Annotated in this window: 18 protein-coding genes; 6 read left to right on the top strand and 12 right to left on the bottom strand. The window is 56.8% G+C overall.

All coding sequences use genetic code 11. The features are described 5' to 3' along the window. The first annotated feature begins 463 nt into the window (after positions 1–463). From Pla52o_RS01450 to Pla52o_RS01460, 3 genes are read left to right on the top strand one after another with little or no spacing between them, the layout of a single operon-like run. Positions 464–1918 (top strand): MotA/TolQ/ExbB proton channel family protein, encoded by a 1455-nt coding sequence (locus tag Pla52o_RS01450; RefSeq protein WP_146592810.1) that lies wholly within the window; start codon positions 464–466, stop codon positions 1916–1918. Further along, on the top strand, positions 1915–4149 hold the full coding sequence (locus tag Pla52o_RS01455) for a hypothetical protein (protein ID WP_146592811.1): 2235 nt from the start codon (positions 1915–1917) through the stop codon (positions 4147–4149). Before Pla52o_RS01450 ends, Pla52o_RS01455 begins: the two co-directional genes overlap by 4 nt. Then, positions 4146–5195 (top strand): hypothetical protein, encoded by a 1050-nt coding sequence (locus tag Pla52o_RS01460; protein ID WP_146592812.1) that lies wholly within the window; start codon positions 4146–4148, stop codon positions 5193–5195. The genes Pla52o_RS01455 and Pla52o_RS01460 overlap by 4 nt, the downstream gene beginning before the upstream one ends. Before the next feature lie 77 nt (positions 5196–5272). Here Pla52o_RS01460 and prmC read toward each other — a convergent pair whose 3' ends face one another. From prmC to rpmE, 3 genes are all read right to left on the bottom strand, one after another. Continuing rightward, complete coding sequence (gene prmC, locus Pla52o_RS01465; RefSeq protein WP_146592813.1) at positions 5273–6160, bottom strand: peptide chain release factor N(5)-glutamine methyltransferase; 888 nt, start codon at positions 6158–6160, stop codon at positions 5273–5275. Between the two features lie 128 nt (positions 6161–6288). Continuing rightward, positions 6289–7368: a peptide chain release factor 1 gene (gene prfA, locus Pla52o_RS01470; RefSeq protein ID WP_146592814.1), complete on the bottom strand. Its 1080-nt coding sequence runs from the start codon at positions 7366–7368 to the stop codon at positions 6289–6291. A gap of 127 nt (positions 7369–7495) precedes the next feature. Next, on the bottom strand, positions 7496–7744 hold the full coding sequence (rpmE, locus tag Pla52o_RS01475; RefSeq protein WP_146592815.1) for a 50S ribosomal protein L31: 249 nt from the start codon (positions 7742–7744) through the stop codon (positions 7496–7498). A gap of 467 nt (positions 7745–8211) precedes the next feature. Here rpmE and Pla52o_RS01480 point away from each other — a divergent pair, with 467 nt between their 5' ends. From Pla52o_RS01480 to Pla52o_RS01485, 3 genes are read left to right on the top strand one after another with little or no spacing between them, the layout of a single operon-like run. Further along, positions 8212–8676: a hypothetical protein gene (locus Pla52o_RS01480; protein WP_146592816.1), complete on the top strand. Its 465-nt coding sequence runs from the start codon at positions 8212–8214 to the stop codon at positions 8674–8676. Positions 8677–8720: 44 nt separating this feature from the next. Next, entirely contained in the window at positions 8721–8915 is a 195-nt protein-coding gene (locus Pla52o_RS26570) for a hypothetical protein (RefSeq protein ID WP_197168934.1), read from the top strand. Next, the gene (locus tag Pla52o_RS01485; protein ID WP_146592817.1) at positions 8854–9279 is read left to right on the top strand and encodes an ATP-binding cassette domain-containing protein; all 426 of its coding nucleotides are present in this window, start codon (positions 8854–8856) and stop codon (positions 9277–9279) included. The genes Pla52o_RS26570 and Pla52o_RS01485 overlap by 62 nt, the downstream gene beginning before the upstream one ends. Here Pla52o_RS01485 and Pla52o_RS01490 read toward each other — a convergent pair. From Pla52o_RS01490 to Pla52o_RS01530, 9 genes are all read right to left on the bottom strand, one after another. Then, positions 9267–9722 carry a DUF420 domain-containing protein gene (locus Pla52o_RS01490; protein ID WP_146592818.1) on the bottom strand — a complete coding sequence of 152 codons (456 nt, stop codon included), beginning with the start codon at positions 9720–9722 and terminating at the stop codon, positions 9267–9269. The two genes, Pla52o_RS01485 and Pla52o_RS01490, sit on opposite strands and share 13 nt — an antisense overlap. Before the next feature lie 3 nt (positions 9723–9725). Then, complete coding sequence (locus Pla52o_RS01495; protein ID WP_146592819.1) at positions 9726–10409, bottom strand: SCO family protein; 684 nt, start codon at positions 10407–10409, stop codon at positions 9726–9728. 69 nt (positions 10410–10478) lie between these two features. Beyond that, positions 10479–11354 (bottom strand): ABC transporter permease, encoded by an 876-nt coding sequence (locus tag Pla52o_RS01500; RefSeq protein ID WP_231612006.1) that lies wholly within the window; start codon positions 11352–11354, stop codon positions 10479–10481. Positions 11355–11368: 14 nt separating this feature from the next. Continuing rightward, the gene (locus Pla52o_RS01505; RefSeq protein ID WP_146592820.1) at positions 11369–12355 is read right to left on the bottom strand and encodes an ABC transporter ATP-binding protein; all 987 of its coding nucleotides are present in this window, start codon (positions 12353–12355) and stop codon (positions 11369–11371) included. An 8-nt stretch (positions 12356–12363) separates the two neighbouring features. After that, on the bottom strand, positions 12364–13443 hold the full coding sequence (cyoE, locus tag Pla52o_RS01510) for a heme o synthase (protein ID WP_231612007.1): 1080 nt from the start codon (positions 13441–13443) through the stop codon (positions 12364–12366). Positions 13444–13460: 17 nt separating this feature from the next. Further along, positions 13461–14513 carry a COX15/CtaA family protein gene (locus tag Pla52o_RS01515; protein WP_146592821.1) on the bottom strand — a complete coding sequence of 351 codons (1053 nt, stop codon included), beginning with the start codon at positions 14511–14513 and terminating at the stop codon, positions 13461–13463. A gap of 37 nt (positions 14514–14550) precedes the next feature. After that, positions 14551–14730, bottom strand: a complete 180-nt coding sequence (locus tag Pla52o_RS01520; protein WP_146592822.1) for a hypothetical protein — start codon at positions 14728–14730, stop codon at positions 14551–14553. 79 nt (positions 14731–14809) lie between these two features. After that, positions 14810–16057 (bottom strand): c-type cytochrome, encoded by a 1248-nt coding sequence (locus tag Pla52o_RS01525; RefSeq protein WP_146592823.1) that lies wholly within the window; start codon positions 16055–16057, stop codon positions 14810–14812. Positions 16058–16209: 152 nt separating this feature from the next. Then, a complete protein-coding gene (locus tag Pla52o_RS01530) occupies positions 16210–16971 on the bottom strand; it encodes a methylamine utilization protein (protein ID WP_146593489.1) in 762 nt (253 codons plus the stop codon). Positions 16972–17006: the final 35 nt, after the last annotated feature.

Below are 17006 nucleotides of genomic sequence, written 5' to 3' on the forward strand. Positions count from 1 at the left end.
GTCATTGATTGAGTCGCTTTTTGGGGAGTGGGGCATCATCCTGGCCTGTGAGGGGAGGGAAAGTGGTTCAAATATTCGGCCTAAACGGGCCTCAGTAGGCTTAATAGGAGCGAGGGGGCCGATTCCATGACGCAAATCCTAGAGCGTTCCCAACAGGGATTGTAGTCCCATCACGCCCCGCAACGCCGCCGGAAGACAATTGCCCCCCGGCGTGAGGTCGCCACGTAGAGGGGGTGCCGGAGCGGCAAAGCAATCCCAGTCCCAAATGATGGCATTGGAAAATGAGGTTGCCCGGATGGCGAAATTTACCGATTGGGTGAAGTGATGCGGTCGAAACGGTCGATCCAGTTGTAATGAGTGCCGCATCGTTGCGCGCCCTGGCATGTCGTCGGGCGGGCATTCGCCGACGCTATTTCGCTAAATCGCCATTGGCAAGTTGAACTCCACCATCGAGGCTCGAGTCGTGAACCGCAAGCAAAACGACCCATCCAAGCTTTCACCCCCATCGGTGTCCTCTCGTGGCATGGCCTGGGGTTCTCTCGGGATCCTCTTTGCTGGGGCACTCTATGCCGTCGTTCTGGTCAGCGGCTGGGCTCCACTGGAACGCTATTTCCTTGGTCATCCGGTCGCGATCGCTGCGACGGTGCTGTTCTGTATCGCCGCCTCGGTGTTGCTAGGGAAATATTGTCAAACCACGGTCCAATGGAACACGCTAGCGGCGATCCGTGATGAGGATCTAAGGCCTGGAGTCGCTGACAGCACGTTGGCCGAGCGATGGCGCAAGAATCATGACGCCGGGCATGTCGCACAAAATTGGTTGACGCAACTTCGCGAGCTGCCCACGCGAACGCGATCGAGTCTCTTGCTGCGACGCTTGGAGGAATTGCTGACGCGGCAAAGCCAGCGTGGCAACGCAAAGAATCTTTCGGATGACCTGCGTGAACTCTCCGGTCGCGATGCCGACGCTGCCTACGATTCCTTTGGGTTGGTGCGCATCATTGTTTGGGCGATCCCCATGTTGGGGTTCCTCGGTACGGTGATCGGGATCACACAAACGCTCGGTGGACTCGATTTCTCCGATGGGACTGCGGCGGTCGATCGATTGAAGAGTGGTTTGTATGTTGCGTTTGATACCACGGCACTCGGTTTGGTGTTGTCCGTGGTGGCGATCTTTTTACAGTTCCCGATTGAACGCAGCGAACAACGATTGTTGTCCGAGATCGATGCTCGCGTTGGACATTTGGTCTCTGAATCGCTTCCGAGCGACGAACCAGCCGACAACCAAGTCGCGATGATTAGCGATCTTTGCGAAGGGATTCGCATCGCCATTGCGACTTCGATTGAATGCCAATCCAATCTGTGGCGGCAAACGATCGATGAGGCAAAAAATCATTGGCAAAGTGTGCATGAAAGCGACTCGAACAAGATCGCCGAAGCGTTTGACCAGACACTTCGGCCGGCGTTAGAAGAGCATGCAGCGGTGCTTGACGGTTCCGCTCGCATGGCAAACGATCGTTGGGAACAACAATGGCAGATGTGGCTCGACGCGACGGCGCATCAAACAAAGTTGATGGCGGTCCATCAGGAATCACTGCAAAACCAGTACGAGTCGCTTGCCCAACTAAACGAACGAGCCGATGCCGTCGTGACGATCCAGAAAGCGATGGACGCGAATCTGAATCAATTGAGCGAAACGAATGCAGCGATCGATCGCAGCATTCAAGCGTCTGCGGGCGAGGGAATGGCTGACGCGATGCGAGTGCTTGCTCGGGCCGTGGATGTTTTGACCACTCGTTTGCCTGCGAGTTCAATCGCGACATCGACCGCACACGCCAACACGCTCGAGCAGCGAGTCGATCAAGCTCACACCCCGATGAAATCGGTTAGCGACTCGAAAAAGGTAAGGCGTGTAGCATGAGTGGGCGTCGTCGCCAACAAATTTCGCCGACCTTGTTTCCCTTCCTCGCGGTGCTTGTTTGTACCCTGGGGACGTTGATCCTGTTCTTGGCTCTCGTGGCTCAGGACTCGACGGAAAAGGTGCAGCGACAAGTCGAGGAAGAGGCACAGACGCAAGCACGCGTGGCCCAAGCCGAGGCGGCCAAGCCAGTCGTCGACGGGCTGACCGCGCAAACGGTCGATTCGATGATCGCGGAAGAACAGTTTCGCGTCTCGCAACTTGTCTCGTTTCGTGATGCCCAGGCTGCCGATGTGGAACAGCGCCGGGATCATTTGACGCATCTCGAGGATCACTTGCGCCGCATCCGTGAGGAGTTGCAAAGTCTAAGCGAAGAAGTGAAGCGAGCGACCGGAGAAGCCAAGCCCGTTGAAATGGAGATTGCGGACATTGAAGCGTTGAAGCAACGGTTGCGGGACGAAGAGAAGTCGCTAGTGGAGTTGAAAGAGCAAGTCCAAGATCAGACGCCGCGCATCGTGATCGTGCCTCATCGCGGCCCGAACGGAACCGATCGACGACCGATCTATCTTGAATGCACCGAGCAAGGTCTGGTCATCTGGCCCGAAGGGGCGACGATTTCAATGAATGGCCTGCGTGATGCCGAGCCCGGAGCGAATCCGCTCGACGAGGCGCTTCGTGTTGCCCGCCATCACATACTGCAGAACTACGGCGATTCAATTCCCCCCTACCCTTTGCTCGTCGTGCGCCCCGATGGGTATGCCTCTTATCATCGGGCACGGATGGCGATGGGGGATTGGGATGATCAGTTTGGCGTTGAGTTGATTCCAGATGAAGTGGAGTTAGCGATTCCAAATGCGGATCCGAATTTGAAAAAGCGAATGGACGTTGCCATTAGCGATGCAATCAAGCGTCAACGTGGGGTGGCAACCCGCGAGCAAGTCGCGCTCGGTGAAAAACGAACGGGGAAGCCGCGGACACTCTCGGCAAAAGATCTTGATGTGCAAGGCCGAGCCAGTGGATTTGAGTCGGCACGCGGGGTGCCAACGAGCGGTTGGGATCTGTCCAATGCGTCGCCGTACGCGGTAGATCGTTCGCGGAGTGCCTCACAACGTGATGCGGCGGGATGGCAGGATCAAGCGAATGGTCCGAGCCCCTCGACCGCCATCAGTGCTCGTGAGATGAAACAACTTGAAGATGAAATGCGAGCCAGTGCTGCGGAGCTGAATCGTGGCTCACAAGGTGCCGGGGGCGATCACGCCAATGCCAGGATGTTGGATAGCGATGCATTGCGTGGCAACGTTTCGAATGGCGACTTGATTGCGGGGGCTCGCAGCTCGTCAACGCCCGATTCAGCAGGTTCGTCTGGGGGTTCAGGAGCTTTGTCGCTTGGCAATCCTGCGACAGGCAGCCCCCAAAACGGCAGCCCACGACAGAACAGCTTGCTAAGCGATCGCTCGCCAACGGGTACCTCCGCGCCGGAGGAAACGCCTCGCTTGCTAAGTCCAGCCAACGGTGCAGCGACGATGGGTGATTTTATGAACCAATCGCACGGAGACCTCCGTGCCGGCAGCCCGACGGGTACCGATGCAAGCGATCCCTCGCAGTCCGGCTCGGGGTTCGCAATGCCCGAATCGAGCGCATCCGAATCAAGCAAGTTTGATCCCGTCGAGGATGCCACCAATGCGAAGGGATCCTCTGGTCCTACGACGGCGGGCACCTTCGCGTCGGGGCAAGCCTCTGCATCGGGGCAAGCCTCTCCATCGGGGGCGCCGTCAAGTGGATCGTCGCAAGGCAGTGCGGGGGCCAGTGGTTCGTCCGAGCCGCCGGCGGAAGGTCAGATGGGTGGCAGTCCTCCTCCGCAAAATCCAAACTTGGTTCGGCCCAACAAACGTGACTGGGCACTTCCTGATCGCGTCGCCCAATCGCGGGGCAACTCGATCGTGAGAACCATTCGGGTTGTATGTAATGACAGCCAATTTGTGATCATTGGTTCTGCGATGGGGGGGGCGACCGAGGTGTTCGGGTTCTCGGACAGGTCGGTCTCTCAGGCCGTGCTCGAGTTGGCAACGGCGGTGCGGGATCGCATCGAAGCTTGGGGCCCAGCGCTCCCCGGCGGACGTTGGTCACCGATGCTTGACGTCGAGGTGCTCCCCGGGGCGGAACGTCGGTTTGAACAACTGCGTGAGTCAATGCAAGGCAGTGGCGTCGAGGTTGTAGGGAGAGTTACCGAATGAGTCGATCGAAACGAAACCGCACGACGTTCGAGCTTGGGCACGATGCGTTTCTTGACATCATCGCAAACTTGGTGGGGGTGTTGATTATCTTGGTCGTGGTGCTCGGCACCCAATCCTCCAAGGTGATTGAGGAGATCAAGACCCAATCGGAGCGTGAGTTGGTCCAGGTCGACGATCCCGATGCCCCGGCGAGTGACCCACAGTTGGAAAAACTGGCCAGCTTTGCCATGCGTGCTGCATCGGCGCAGTCGGATTCCGACCGGCTCGAAGCGACGGTGAAGCGATTTGACAGTGAGATTGAGCTTCGTGAGCGGCAGCGTGCTGCGATGCTTGATTTGCTGACCGAGGCCAAGGCGGCGTGGGAAGCGGAGAAGAGTAAGTTCGACCAGAACGCAACCTTGTTGGCCGAGCGCAACCGCGAGTACGACGCAATCATCAAACAGCTTGCCGAGTTGCAAGGTGAGCGAGAGCGAATCGAAGGCCAGGAGGCGCCCGTGGTTGCGGTTCAGCATCTGCCCACGCCGATGGCCAAAAAGGCGTTCGGAGACGAGGTCTACTTTCGCCTCAAAGGCAACCTGTTGTCCGTGGTTCCACAGATCGCGTTGTTCAAAGCGGTACGCGACGATTGCGTGCCGGATCTAAGAACCTCGCGAACGGGATTGATCAAGTCCGCAGTGGGCCCGATTCGCGGTTATGTGTGCCGTTTTGTCATGAACAAAGAGCAAGAGATGATTCGGATCAATGGGCAAGCCGGGATTCGGGCAACGATCGAACCGGTGCGATTGAGCATCGAGGCACTCGAAGAACCGATAGGTCAACCGATCGAAGAGATGATGCTTGAGGGCAGTGATTTGCATATCGAGTTGGCCGGTCGAGACCCCGCGACGACCACCGTCGTGGTCTATGTCTATCCCGACAGTTTCGCCGACTTCCGCAAGCTAAAGGAATATTTCTACTCGCGTGGGTTTGCCACTGATGGAAAACCGATGCAAATGAATCATGGCATCTCGTTTGCCGAGGGGATGCCCGATACGATCGCACAGTAGATCATTCACATTTCCCAGAATGGATCTCGCTAAAGATCCGTCGTGTTTGTTGTGGAATCGATCGTTGGCAAGCTCCACTACACGCGGGCCATCGAAATGATTCGCTTATGGCCGCTGAGATCTTTGATGAAGCGGAGATCGCCGAAGCTCTCTGTCCCCTCGACAAGTTCTTCGCAAAGCTCTGCGATCATCGGGCTGATTTCAATGATCAATCGGCCTCCGATCTCGAGTCGCTGGGGAGCGGTTTCGAGTAAGCGTTTGATGATGTCCATGCCATCAATGCCCGCGACGAGCGCTTCACGTGGCTCATGATCGCGGACGGTCGGAGCGAGTTGCTCGTACTCGGACTCGCTAATGTACGGTGGGTTGCTGCAGATGATATCGAACGTCGCTGGCTCACCGACCGCTGCAAAGAGATCGCTATGAACGAACGTCACCGCATCGGCGACTTCGAGTTGTTCCGCATTCCAGCTCGCGATTTTTAGAGCCGCTTCGCTTTGGTCGATCGCGGTGAATTCGGCCGGCTTGAGGTGTTTGGCCAACGTGACGGCAATGGCGCCGCTTCCGGTTCCCACATCAGCAATGCGAAGGGGGCGGTCGGTGATCTTCATCGCCTTGGCAACGTCGAGGGCTTCGATCACCAAATGCTCGGTTTCCGGACGTGGGATCAAGACGTTCTCGTCGACGCGAAAGCGGAGCGAGTAGAACTCGCGATAACCGACGAGCTGAGCGACCGGAGTTCCTTCACCGCGACGCCGGATCATTTCACGAAACGCCACTCGCTGCTCTTCGGGAGGGACTTCGCCGAATGCGGTATAGAGCTCAATGCGAGCACAATTTCGGGCGTGGGCAAGCAGGACTTCGGCATCCAGCCGGGGAGATTCGCTACCGCGTGTTTTGAAGAAGTTGGTGGTCCACTCAAGCAACCGTAGCACCGTCCACGGCTCTTCCTTGGTGTCCGACATGAGCGTTCCTTTGTGGAAATCGAGTCAAAGCTGCGATGAAAAAACAAAATAGCAGCCACGCTCTGCCTCGCGACTCCCGCTGCGGATCGAAGACGCCGCGGGAGTGAGCTTGCATGGGATGCTAACGATCAATCGATCATGTCACCGCGAAGTTGGTCGCGGTCGTACTCGATCATCGCTTCGGTGACGGGCGAGAGGTCGCCCCCAATGATTTGATCGAGTTTGTAAAGGGTCAGGTTGATGCGGTGATCGGTTAAACGGTTCTGAGGAAAGTTGTAGGTGCGGATGCGTTGGCTGCGATCTCCCGAGCCAATCAAGCCTTTGCGTTGCTCGGCGAGCTTGGCGTCTTCCTCTTCGCGTTTCTTTTCGTACACACGCGCCTTGAGGACTCGCAGGGCGCGGGCCAAGTTTTTGTGTTGGCTTTTTTCATCTTGGCACTGAACCACGATGCCCGTTTCATGATGCGTTAAGCGAATCGCCGATTCCGTTTTGTTGACGTGCTGGCCACCCGGTCCCGACGCACAAAATTTGTCGATTCGATAGTCATCGGACTTGATGTTGACTTCGACGTCTTCCGGTTCCGGCATCACGGCAACGGTGGCCGCCGAGGTGTGGATGCGACCTTGGGTTTCGGTTTCGGGGACGCGTTGGACGCGGTGCCCGCCGGACTCGTACGCCAAGTCGCGGTACACGCTCTCACCTTCAAGCGTCAGCGTGATGTCTTTGAACCCGCCCATTTCGGTGGCGCTATGGTCCAAGATTTCCGTCTTCCAACCTTTATGTTCGGCGTAGTGCCGGTACATTTCATACAAGTCGCGAGCGAACAAAGCGGCTTCGTCTCCGCCGGTGCCCGCGCGAATTTCCATCACACAGCGAGTTCGGTGCGAATCCTCGCCGCCGATGGTCAACGAAAGCAGGTCTTCCCAAAGCGTTTCGCGTCGCTTGCGAAGCCCGGTGATCTCCGCTTCCGCCATTTCGCGTTCTTCGGCATCGTCGGCGGCCTCGGCCATCTCTTCGCAACCGTGGATCTCGTCGGTCAACTTCTTGAATTCTCGGTACTTCCCGGCAACCTTCGCCAGACCGCCGTGTTCGCGTGCCGCTGCACTCATCCGCGCCCCATCAGCAAGCACATCGGGATCGGACATTTCGGCTTCAAGTTGCTTGAAGCGAGCAAGCTTTTCTTCGAGAGTATCGCGAATCGAACTCATGGGGAGTCATTCAAGAATGAGGCTATCGGTTGAACAGATGAAAAAATGTTGCGTGTAGGACAAAAAACAGCCGCACGCGTCCAAACTTGGACGGTGCGGCTGGATGTCGTGTTCAATTGTGGCGAAGCTATTTTTGAGGTTTCTTCGCGCCCTTCTTCGGAGCAAGGCTTCCGTAGGTTCCCGCAGCAAATTTTTTCTGGAATTTGTCGATGCGGCCCGCGGTGTCAACGAATTTCAGCTTTCCGGTATAGAAAGGATGACAGTCGCTGCAAATGTCGACCTTCAATTCAGGTCGCACACTGCGGGTGGTGAAGGTATTTCCGCAACCACAGGAAACGGTGGTTTCCTGGTAATTTGGGTGAATGCCGTCTTTCATGGCAGTTTTTCTTTCATCGTGTGAGGATCAAGGCACTGGCTTGGTACAGTACCCTAAGCAGAGAATATTACGCTATTAGCCCGACTTTGTTCAAGGGGCGTTTCTTTCATTGGCCCCTCGTCGCCAATCCAGGCAACCCCTTCGAGCTGATCCCAATCGGTCCTGCGTTTCCATCACTCTATGGTCGACATCATCGATCCACGCACACGAGCGAAAATAGCAGGCGAGGGACAAAGCGAAGGATTGAATCGTTGAGGGCTTAGTTCCGGTGGGGGGCGATCCCTCGCCGGGAGTACCGAGCCAAGGCATCCGTTTCGAAGTGACGCTATGGTAGTGTTACCAGCAAATCATAACCCGAAGCGTTAGCGAGGGACCGAGTCAACTGAGATATTTCCTGGCTTACGTTTCGAGGTATAAAAAACTCGCAACTTCAATAGGCGGAAGCATGGCCTAGCGGAAGCGGAAAGATGGCACCATGGCTGCAGAAAAATCGACCTCTCACACGGACCGATCGAGACTCTGAAGACTTGAATTCGCTTCGCTTGTCAGCGGGATTCAGCCTGTTCGCCTTGTGGCTTGCCTCGATCGTTGTCGTGTTGGCGCTCGGCTATTTGAGTTTGCGTTGGCGTCCAGATGCGAAACGCAGGCTCGTGTCGCAAGCCGAAGCCGGGATTGTCGGCGGAGCCGATCTGTACATCACCGCCGATGAACGTCTTTTAAAGCGAGCAAAATCCGCAGGGATCGTTGCCGAGCCGTTTGCGATCGCCGTGCATACGCCGGTGATTGCGGTGGCCGCCCGCCGTGCGCTGGAACTTACTAGCCTGCGCGATGATGGTGGAGCGAGAGGGGCTTCAGTTCGGGATCGCATCGAATCGGGCTGCCATCGGTCATCTTTCACGAAGGATCGCCAATCGCGATGGGTTCCTGGCTGAACTAGAGTCTCGCAAGCGTACCAAGGCGGAAAACGTTATGACGCTTGCCCAGGGCGATTGTTTCGGACGGTCTCGATGCCGCGGTGATTTGTGGGCTTCGCAAAGCGACCGAAGGCAAAATCTTGTTTGGCTCCACCGACGTCACGCCGTTGGCGCCTGCCGCCCACCAAGTTGGCTATGTATCGCAGGACGCTGGGTTGTTCCCCGAGCATGCGAATCGACCACCAAGTCGTATTTAGGCTCGACGTGCGTGGGGTTCGCCGGAGATTGCAAATCGAACGCGTCGGTGAGTTGGCTGAGTTGCTCGCGATCACGCCACTGTTGCGCCGCTATCTGGGCGGCTTGTCTGGTGGTGAATCGCAACGCGTTGCCTTGGCTCGAACGCTCGCTTTTAAACCTGCATTGCTTTGTCTCGATGAGTCGTTGGCGGCGCTGGACGACGAAACTCGCAGGCGGATGATTCAGTTGTTACGCGAGGTTCACAGGCAAGAACGGGGGACCGTGCTGCACATCACTCACAGCGAACATGAATCGCAGCAATTGGGGACACAACGCTTTTGTGTGGATAGAAATCGCGTCGTTTCCCAAACTCAAACTGCGTAAATTTGGTACAGCATTAGATAAACCAGAACTCCGGTCACCGAGACGTACATCCAGATCGGGTAGGCAAATCGGACCAGTTTCTTGTGCGCGATGATCCGCCCTTTCATCGCCAGGTAGACGGCTCGCAATGCGAGGAACGGAACGAAGATCGCCAAAATCAGGTGGGTGCCCAGGATGCTGAAGTAGGTATACCGGGCTGCATCGGCGACGTCCTTCGGGAAACGTTTGTTGGGTTCGCCAGTCGTCTGGTACAGAGCCACTTTGTGCAGTAGATACAGTGCCAGAAACACCCCGCTAACGCACAGCGCCGCCAGCATCATCTTTTTGTGAGCTCGCGGATTGCCTTGGCGGATTCGGATCAATCCGAGGGCCAGCAAAACGGTCGCGGTGGCGTTCAGCGTTGCTGTTGCGTGAGGCAGGTTGTCTGCCAAAAATTGCCACATCGCTCAGGATGCCTTTTTCTCGGAGGATGAAATCATCTCTTGGATCTTCTCTTTCAGCTTGTTGAACTGAGCCTTTTCGGGCCAATTGTAAAAGCCTTCGATTTCACCTTTGGGATCAACGAGCACAAAACGCTCGGTGTGAAATTGCTTGTCCACCGGCATGCGAAACACTTCCGAGCCAACGCGGCGAATGTAGCCGAGATCGCCCGTCATGAATAACCACTGCTCCGAGTCGGCGCCAAAACGCGCGGCGTACTCACGCAGGATTTCGGGAGTGTCGGTTTCGGGGTCGACCGAGATCGCAACAAAGCGAACGCCTTGGCCTGCGAATTCGTCCTGCAGTTCCTTGAGCTTTTGGTTCTGGGTGACACAGATACTGGGGCAGGTGCTGAAAAAGAAGCTGACCACGTACGGTTGGCCTTTTAGGTCTTCACTTGCGACCTTCTTGCCGCTTCGCTCGGTAAGTTCAAATTTGCTCAGCCACTCTTCGTCTTCCGGTGGATGGCTTGGCGCCGCATTTTCGGCGTCGCTCGGATCCACGGCGTCCACATCGACCCCCGCATCGGTAAAGACTTCTTCGCCGGGGCCAGGACCGTTGGCACGTTCGGATTTACGGATTTGGCGTATGCCCAGACCGAGTACAAGTCCAATGACCAGGATCAAGATGATATGGATTGTCGTTCGCATAATGGATTGCTTCGGAGCGAGTCGCGGATTTTTTGGGGAGGTGGGATGTCGCGGTGGTTTGCGATTGCGTTAAACAATCACGTCCACTTTGCGGCTGCCGCGTACGAGTCGCCACGCGATCAGGGTCACCACAATCGTGGCAATGATCGTGACGCTCCAGCACGTCGCACTCGAGGGAGCGAAGCCGGCATTCGCAAAATCGACTTCGGGGTAAATCAGCCGTCGCATTTCCAGCATTGAGTAGCTGAGTGGATTGATTCGCATTATCCCGCCGAGGATCATTTGGCCGACCGTAGAATCGCTCCAGGCAGGGATCGGGAAAAACGATCCGCTAAGCAACCACATCGGCATCAAACCGAGCATCATGATCGCATGGAAACCTTGCGTGCTGTCCATCGGCCAAGCCACGATCATCCCGAGCGAGCACATGCCGATCGCAATCAGTGCGAGCAGCGGCATCAGCAGAAAAATGCTGCTGCTAAGCGATGCCGTGCCAAACAGGTAAACCAGCATCAGGAAGAACATTGCTTGGACCCATGCAATCGCGCTGCCGCCGATCACTTTGCCCATCAACACCGGCCAACGTCCGACTGGAGAGACCAGCACGGATTGCATGAACCCTTCTCGACGATCTTCGATCACCGAGATCGTGGCAAAGATGGCGGTGAACAACACGATCAATCCGACCGTGCCCGGCAGGAAGAACTCCATGAAATTTTGGTCGCCCGCCACGGTGAACGCGCCGCGGAGTCCGGTGCCAAACAGCATCCAGAACAGCAATGGTTGGACGATCGCCGCCGAAACGCGGTTGCGTTGGCGAAAGAATCGCGTCCATTCGCGTCGGGCCAGCATCCAAGCCGCCGACATGCCTGCACGCACCGAAGTCGGATTGGTTTGGCCGACGGAATCGGAACTCGTGGAAGGAGAGGTCGTGATGGCGCTCATAGAGGTCTACGTGATTACTGAAACTGGTGACCGGTTTTGGCGATGAAAACGTCTTCCAAACTAGGGCGACCGATCGAGATCGATTCAGCTAAGTCGCCGAGTTGTTCGGAGATCAACGGGACAAGCGGTGCGGGGGTATCGCTTTGCAACCGCAATTGATTGCCGATCGGTTGCGAATCCAGGTTTAAATTCTTGCTCAGCAGACTCGCTGCGGCCTGCGGTTCGCTCGTTTCGATCGTGATCACGCCGTCGCCAAGATCGCGGCGAAGTTGGTACGGCGCGCCTTCGACAATCTTCTGTCCCTCGTGCATGATCGCAACACGATCTGCCTTGTCCGCTTCCTCTAGCAGGTGCGTCGTCATCAGCACCGAGGTGCCCTCGTCGCTCATCGTGCGGATCGCTTTCCACAGATCTAGACGGGCACCAGGATCAAGACCAGTGCTCGGTTCGTCCAACAACAGCAGTCGTGGTTGGTGCAGCATGCCTTTGACAAGTTCGACGCGTCGCTTGAGCCCACCGGAAAGTTTTTCGCAATAATCGCGGCGACGATCGGTCAGGTTCAATTGCTCGAGCAGTGCATCGCGGCGAACATTCAATTCACGGCCGGTGATTCCGTACAGTGCACCTTGGCAGGCGATGTTTTCATCGACGGTGAGTTTGTTGTCCAAGCTCGGGGACTGAAACACAATGCCGATTTGACGGCGTACCGCCAATGGATTGGTGCGGCTATCGATGCCACCGATTCGGATCGTGCCATGTTGGATCGGCAGCAGCGTACACAGCAACCGGAACAACGTCGTCTTGCCGCTGCCGTTGGGACCCAGCAACGCAAAGATTTCGCCTGCGTGCGTGGTCAGATCGATGCCTTGCAGCGCCCAAGTGGTCTCGCCTGACTTGGTGTCATAAGCATGACGGACTTGCGTCGCAACGCAAATCGGGCTGCGGTTGGGGTCGCTCGACGGCACCGGATTTTCAGTCAGTGATAGAGTGGATTGATTCACGTGATGTCTCACAAAACCGTTCGTACGGTGACGATCGCAAGCACCGCTGGTAAAACCAGCAACGAGGATCGCAACAGCTTGCGAGCCATGATGTCGTCGGGTTGAGCCGAGAATCGAAACGAGGCGAGCAGCATTGGATAGCAGGCGGCAATCGCGCCGATCGAGGCGATCACCGTAACGAGGATCGATCCGTCAGGGATGCCGGGGATCACGCACAAGGCGACGCTACAGCCGAGAATTGCGATCGAACCCGCGATGCTTTGGGCGCCCGCCGATCGACCACTCGGGTCCACGGTGGTCGACATGCAGAATCCCGCTTCGGCGTATTGACGGCGGTACAACCACGCGATCGCCATGAAGTGAGGGTATTGCCACGCCGCGAGCACCGCGACCAACAACCATCCCGTCCAATCGCTTGTGCCACCCCCCGCTGCGGTGTAGCCGATCAAGACCGGCAATGCTCCGGCAATCGCACCGACCGTCGTGTTCCACGAGGTGCGTGTTTTCATCGGCGTGTAAATCAGCACGTAGAGCAACCAGGTTGCCAACCCAGCCGCGGCGGGAGCGATGCCAAACATGGCATATAAAATCGTCGTGCCGATGATTCCCAAGGCGGCGGTATAGACGATCGCTGGAGCCAGTGAGATTCGCTCGGCCGGCAGCGGACGCGTGGCCGTGCGCGTCATGTTGCAATCAATTTTTCGTTCCCAGACTTGGTTGGCCGCCCCGGCGCTACCCGCAACCATCCCGGTTCCAAGCAGCAACCACAGCATATCCAGGGTCGCGATCCATCCGCCAGCGGCGATCATCGCCGATGCGACCGTCGTGACCAGGATCATCGTGACGATACGAGGCTTGGTCAGTTGGATAAGGTCGGTGTGAATGCGAGGCCGATGGGGGGCGACTTCGCTTTTGACGCCCAGCGTATCGGAGGCGAGCGATTCCGCTTCCCCCCTGCCCTGCCCTGCCTCTTTCGCAAGGGCTTGGCGAGGGTCACGATGACTGTCCAGACGTTGATCTTCGTTCACGTAACGAGTCCTCGCCGACGGGGGCGTCAATGGTTCGGCGATGAATATATCTGTCGACACTTTTTTCTCGTTCCTAGTTAAGACGCCGTTTTGCTCGCGGCGGACGCCATGTTCAGGTTTCGGACACGCAGTATACGGACCCAAACGAACGTGGAAACCGCAAGAATCAAAGATCCGGTCGCAACATGCGAGGTGACAAGTAACGCGTTGACGTAATTCTTTGACTCGATGACATAACCCTCCGAACCAGGAAACCATCCCAGAAAGTCCGGCCAGCCATAGTGCACCACCCACGTTCCGATTCCGAGCAAAATCTGAACGCCCACTAATCCTATCAGGGCTTGCCCAGGACGCGACAGTGTCAAATCGCCGCACTTGCGTAAACGTGACCAAGCGATCACCACCAGCAACCAGAGTGCAAAGGCGAGCATGACGTGTAAGGTCGCGGTGTGCAGAAATCCCGTCGCCGATCCCGTGGGTTGTAAATGTCGCAGCCTCGCCCCCAAAATCAACTGCAAATAACAGGTCAGGATTAATAACGTGACGGTCGCCACGGAGCCTTTGGCGAGTTTTGGCAGCTTAATCGCAGGGGCGTCTTCGTGGGGGGTGGTGTTTGGCTCTGTGGAGTCTGGTTCCGATTGCGGTTTCGAATAGCGGAACCACCATCGGCTCGTGACCACCATCCCGATCACGGTCAGGGCAAAGACGATCGGTGCCGTGCTGCCGTGGATCATCGCAAAGGTGCGGTCTCCTAAAACGACGCGAATGCCACCGAGTCCCCCTTGGATGATGACCGCTAGCAGAATAAGTAGGGTTATCCCTTTGACCCATCTCCGGTTTTCGCTTCGCCAAGCGGCAATCACCAATCCAATCGCAGTGAAACCAAGCAAGGCGCCCAGCAGGCGGTGTCCATGCTCCATAAACAGGTCAAATGGGCCCAGCAGCCAGGTTTTGTAGGGGTACAAGAACAAGTTGTAGCCGTACGTGTTGGGCCAATCCGGGACCGCCATGCCTGCATCATAGGTCGTGACCATTCCTCCGACCCAGATCAGAGGCCAAGTCAGGCACACGACCAGGATGGCGAGACGATGAACGGTTCGATTGGCGTACTTAGTCACAGGTAATTGCATTTTGCGGGGGTTTACATTCTCTCGCGTCATGATTTGCTTAGCGGCTCTTGTGACGCCAGCCATGGAATCGTTCGCCCAAAATGCCGCCCAGCACTGCACCGCCCGCGCCAAAGCAGAAGCCGGCGATCAGCCCGGAAAAGCCTAGCAACGCCATGGAAACCACTCCCGTGATCACGCCAGCGATTGCGCCCAACGAGCGATATGTTTCTTGAGACATGTGGAGGTTCGATTTACGAGTAACAGGGGGGGGGCGGAGGCTTGGGAAAGCCTGGGGCAGAAAAAAAGAGCGTGCAAACCTAAGGGGTTCCAAGCGATTCAAGGTAGTGAACTAGGTCCCAGACTTGGTCCGGCGTCAGCCCTTTTTCATTCGCCGTCTGGACGACCTCGAGGCTCGGCATCGGAGTTCCTGCAACCCCTTGAGTGATTCGTCGATAGAGCGTGTCGCTCTCGCCACCACCGCGAAAAACACCCTGTTGCAGGCGACGAGCGACAATCGGGCGAGGTTTGGGAGCTCCCGCTTTGCGGAACGGTTTGATCGCATCGCGGTCGGTCGGCGTCAATCCAAGGCGTGACGAATACTCTTTGGTCCAATCGTCATAGTCAAGCGTGATCGCCGATCCGTTGCCGCTCGGGCCGTGGCATCCCACGCAATTGGCAATCGGCCCGTGAAAAAGATCTCGCCCTCGTTGCACCGATTCTTCGTCGTTGGCAACCGACGGCGCCGGGACTTGGATCACGCGTGACTCGGCGTCCGACCATTCTTGGGTGACGTCCCGAACGATTTTCAGTGTCGCTTCGGCTCCTTCGCTGAGCGTTGCGGTGTCATTGAGCGTGTCAGTGTTGTTCGCTTCGTCTTCGATCCAAGCTGGGGCGACGATTCGCAGGTTGGCTTCAGGAGCCGTCTCTGCGTACCCAAGTTCTACCGCTTCGGCCAGTAATTCACGTTCGACTTCGCCGCGGACGGAAAGGTAGATCACGTAGTCCAGCAGCGCTTCGAGGTCGTCTTCAGCCACGACCGCAAAGGACGGCATCGCGGTCCCGCCCGCACCATGCAGCAGGGTGCGGCGGAGGTCGTCACGGGTTGGTTTGTCGTTGCGTGGTGTCGACTTCCATTTGAAAACGCCGTGCCGAAAATCGCGAGGGTAAGGGTTCATCGCCAGTGACGCGGGGCCGAATCCATTGCCGGTTAATCCGTGGCAATCAACACAAAGTTCGCGATAGAGACCGAGATGGCTGCCGTCTTGCAGACTGGAAATTGGGCCCGCAGCCCGCTGGAGCCTGCCTAAATCAACCAAGGAATCGCTCGGTTGACTAATCAGTTCGACCGGCCAACGCGGTTCATTGGGCGTGCCAAAGAGCGTCTCGATTACCGCCAAGGTGTCCTTTTGAGCCGCGTCCATGGGCGTCGAGCGGGATTCTGCGAGTGTCAACGAATAGAGTTGGTTGGACTCGAATTGTTCTATCTTTGCATCGCACCCAAGGGTCGCTGCGATCAGCGATGCCAGGATGCATGTCGACAGTCGTGAGCGAGCAAGAAGGCGCATATCAAGAAAATGTGAGGTTTTGAGAAAGGTTTCATCCCTATTGAACCCCGTAAGTGTGTGCGTCGTAAACTCCACGGATTGTCGCATGCGCAAAAAAAATGGCAGGCACACCGAAATGTGCCTGCCGAGATTCGATTGAATCCGTGGTGAGATTACTCCGCGGATAACGCCTTTGCGGGAACAACCACGGTTCCAAGGTCGTTCATGCCAGCCTTGATCTTCACATCGAAGCGGCTTCGCGACCACTTTTCTTTCTTGCCATCGATGGTGACTTCATCGATTTTGCCGGCTTCGTGGAAGACGCGGAAAGTCAATTCTTTGCCTTCGGGCAAGTCCTTGATTACGAGTTCGCCATTTTCGTCGGTTTTGGCAACGTAGGGGTGTTCGAGCACCACGACGTAAGCACGCATCCAAGGGTGGATGTTGCACTCCACTGGGATTGGTGCTGGCTCCGCTTCTTCGAGCAAGACCGACTTGTCTTGCTGTGGCGGGATCAAGAAGTTCTGGGCCGCGTTTTTGAAGAACGGCAGATTCGCATTGTGCCCCACCGCGTCGGGGTTGGTTACCTTCAGCGTGTCGCCAACCTGGCAAAGCACGATGTGGGGTTCAAATCGACAGGCATCGTTTGCGAGCACGTGCGTAGCTTTTTTCGCTGGCACGTCGTCGATCTTCGAGCCGCCACGGCCGGTGTAAACGTAGACAAGGACGTTTTGAATGCCTTTGTTCTCTTTGTTGACAAGCAGTCGTTCGTTCTGGATCGGGTGCTTGCCACAAAAGGCAACGTCCTTGTTGACAACCAATTCGGCAGGCTCTGCCGCACTTCCGCCGTATTCAAAGCGGATCTTGAGATCGCCAGCCTGGGAAGCCGATGGGGTGGCGGCGAGCACGGATGCGGCAGCAACGCCGCAAATCATCTGGGTCAAGCGGGTCTTTAGAGCGTGTCGTCGGA

The organism is Novipirellula galeiformis (assembly GCF_007860095.1).
GTDB lineage: Bacteria > Planctomycetota > Planctomycetia > Pirellulales > Pirellulaceae > Novipirellula > Novipirellula galeiformis.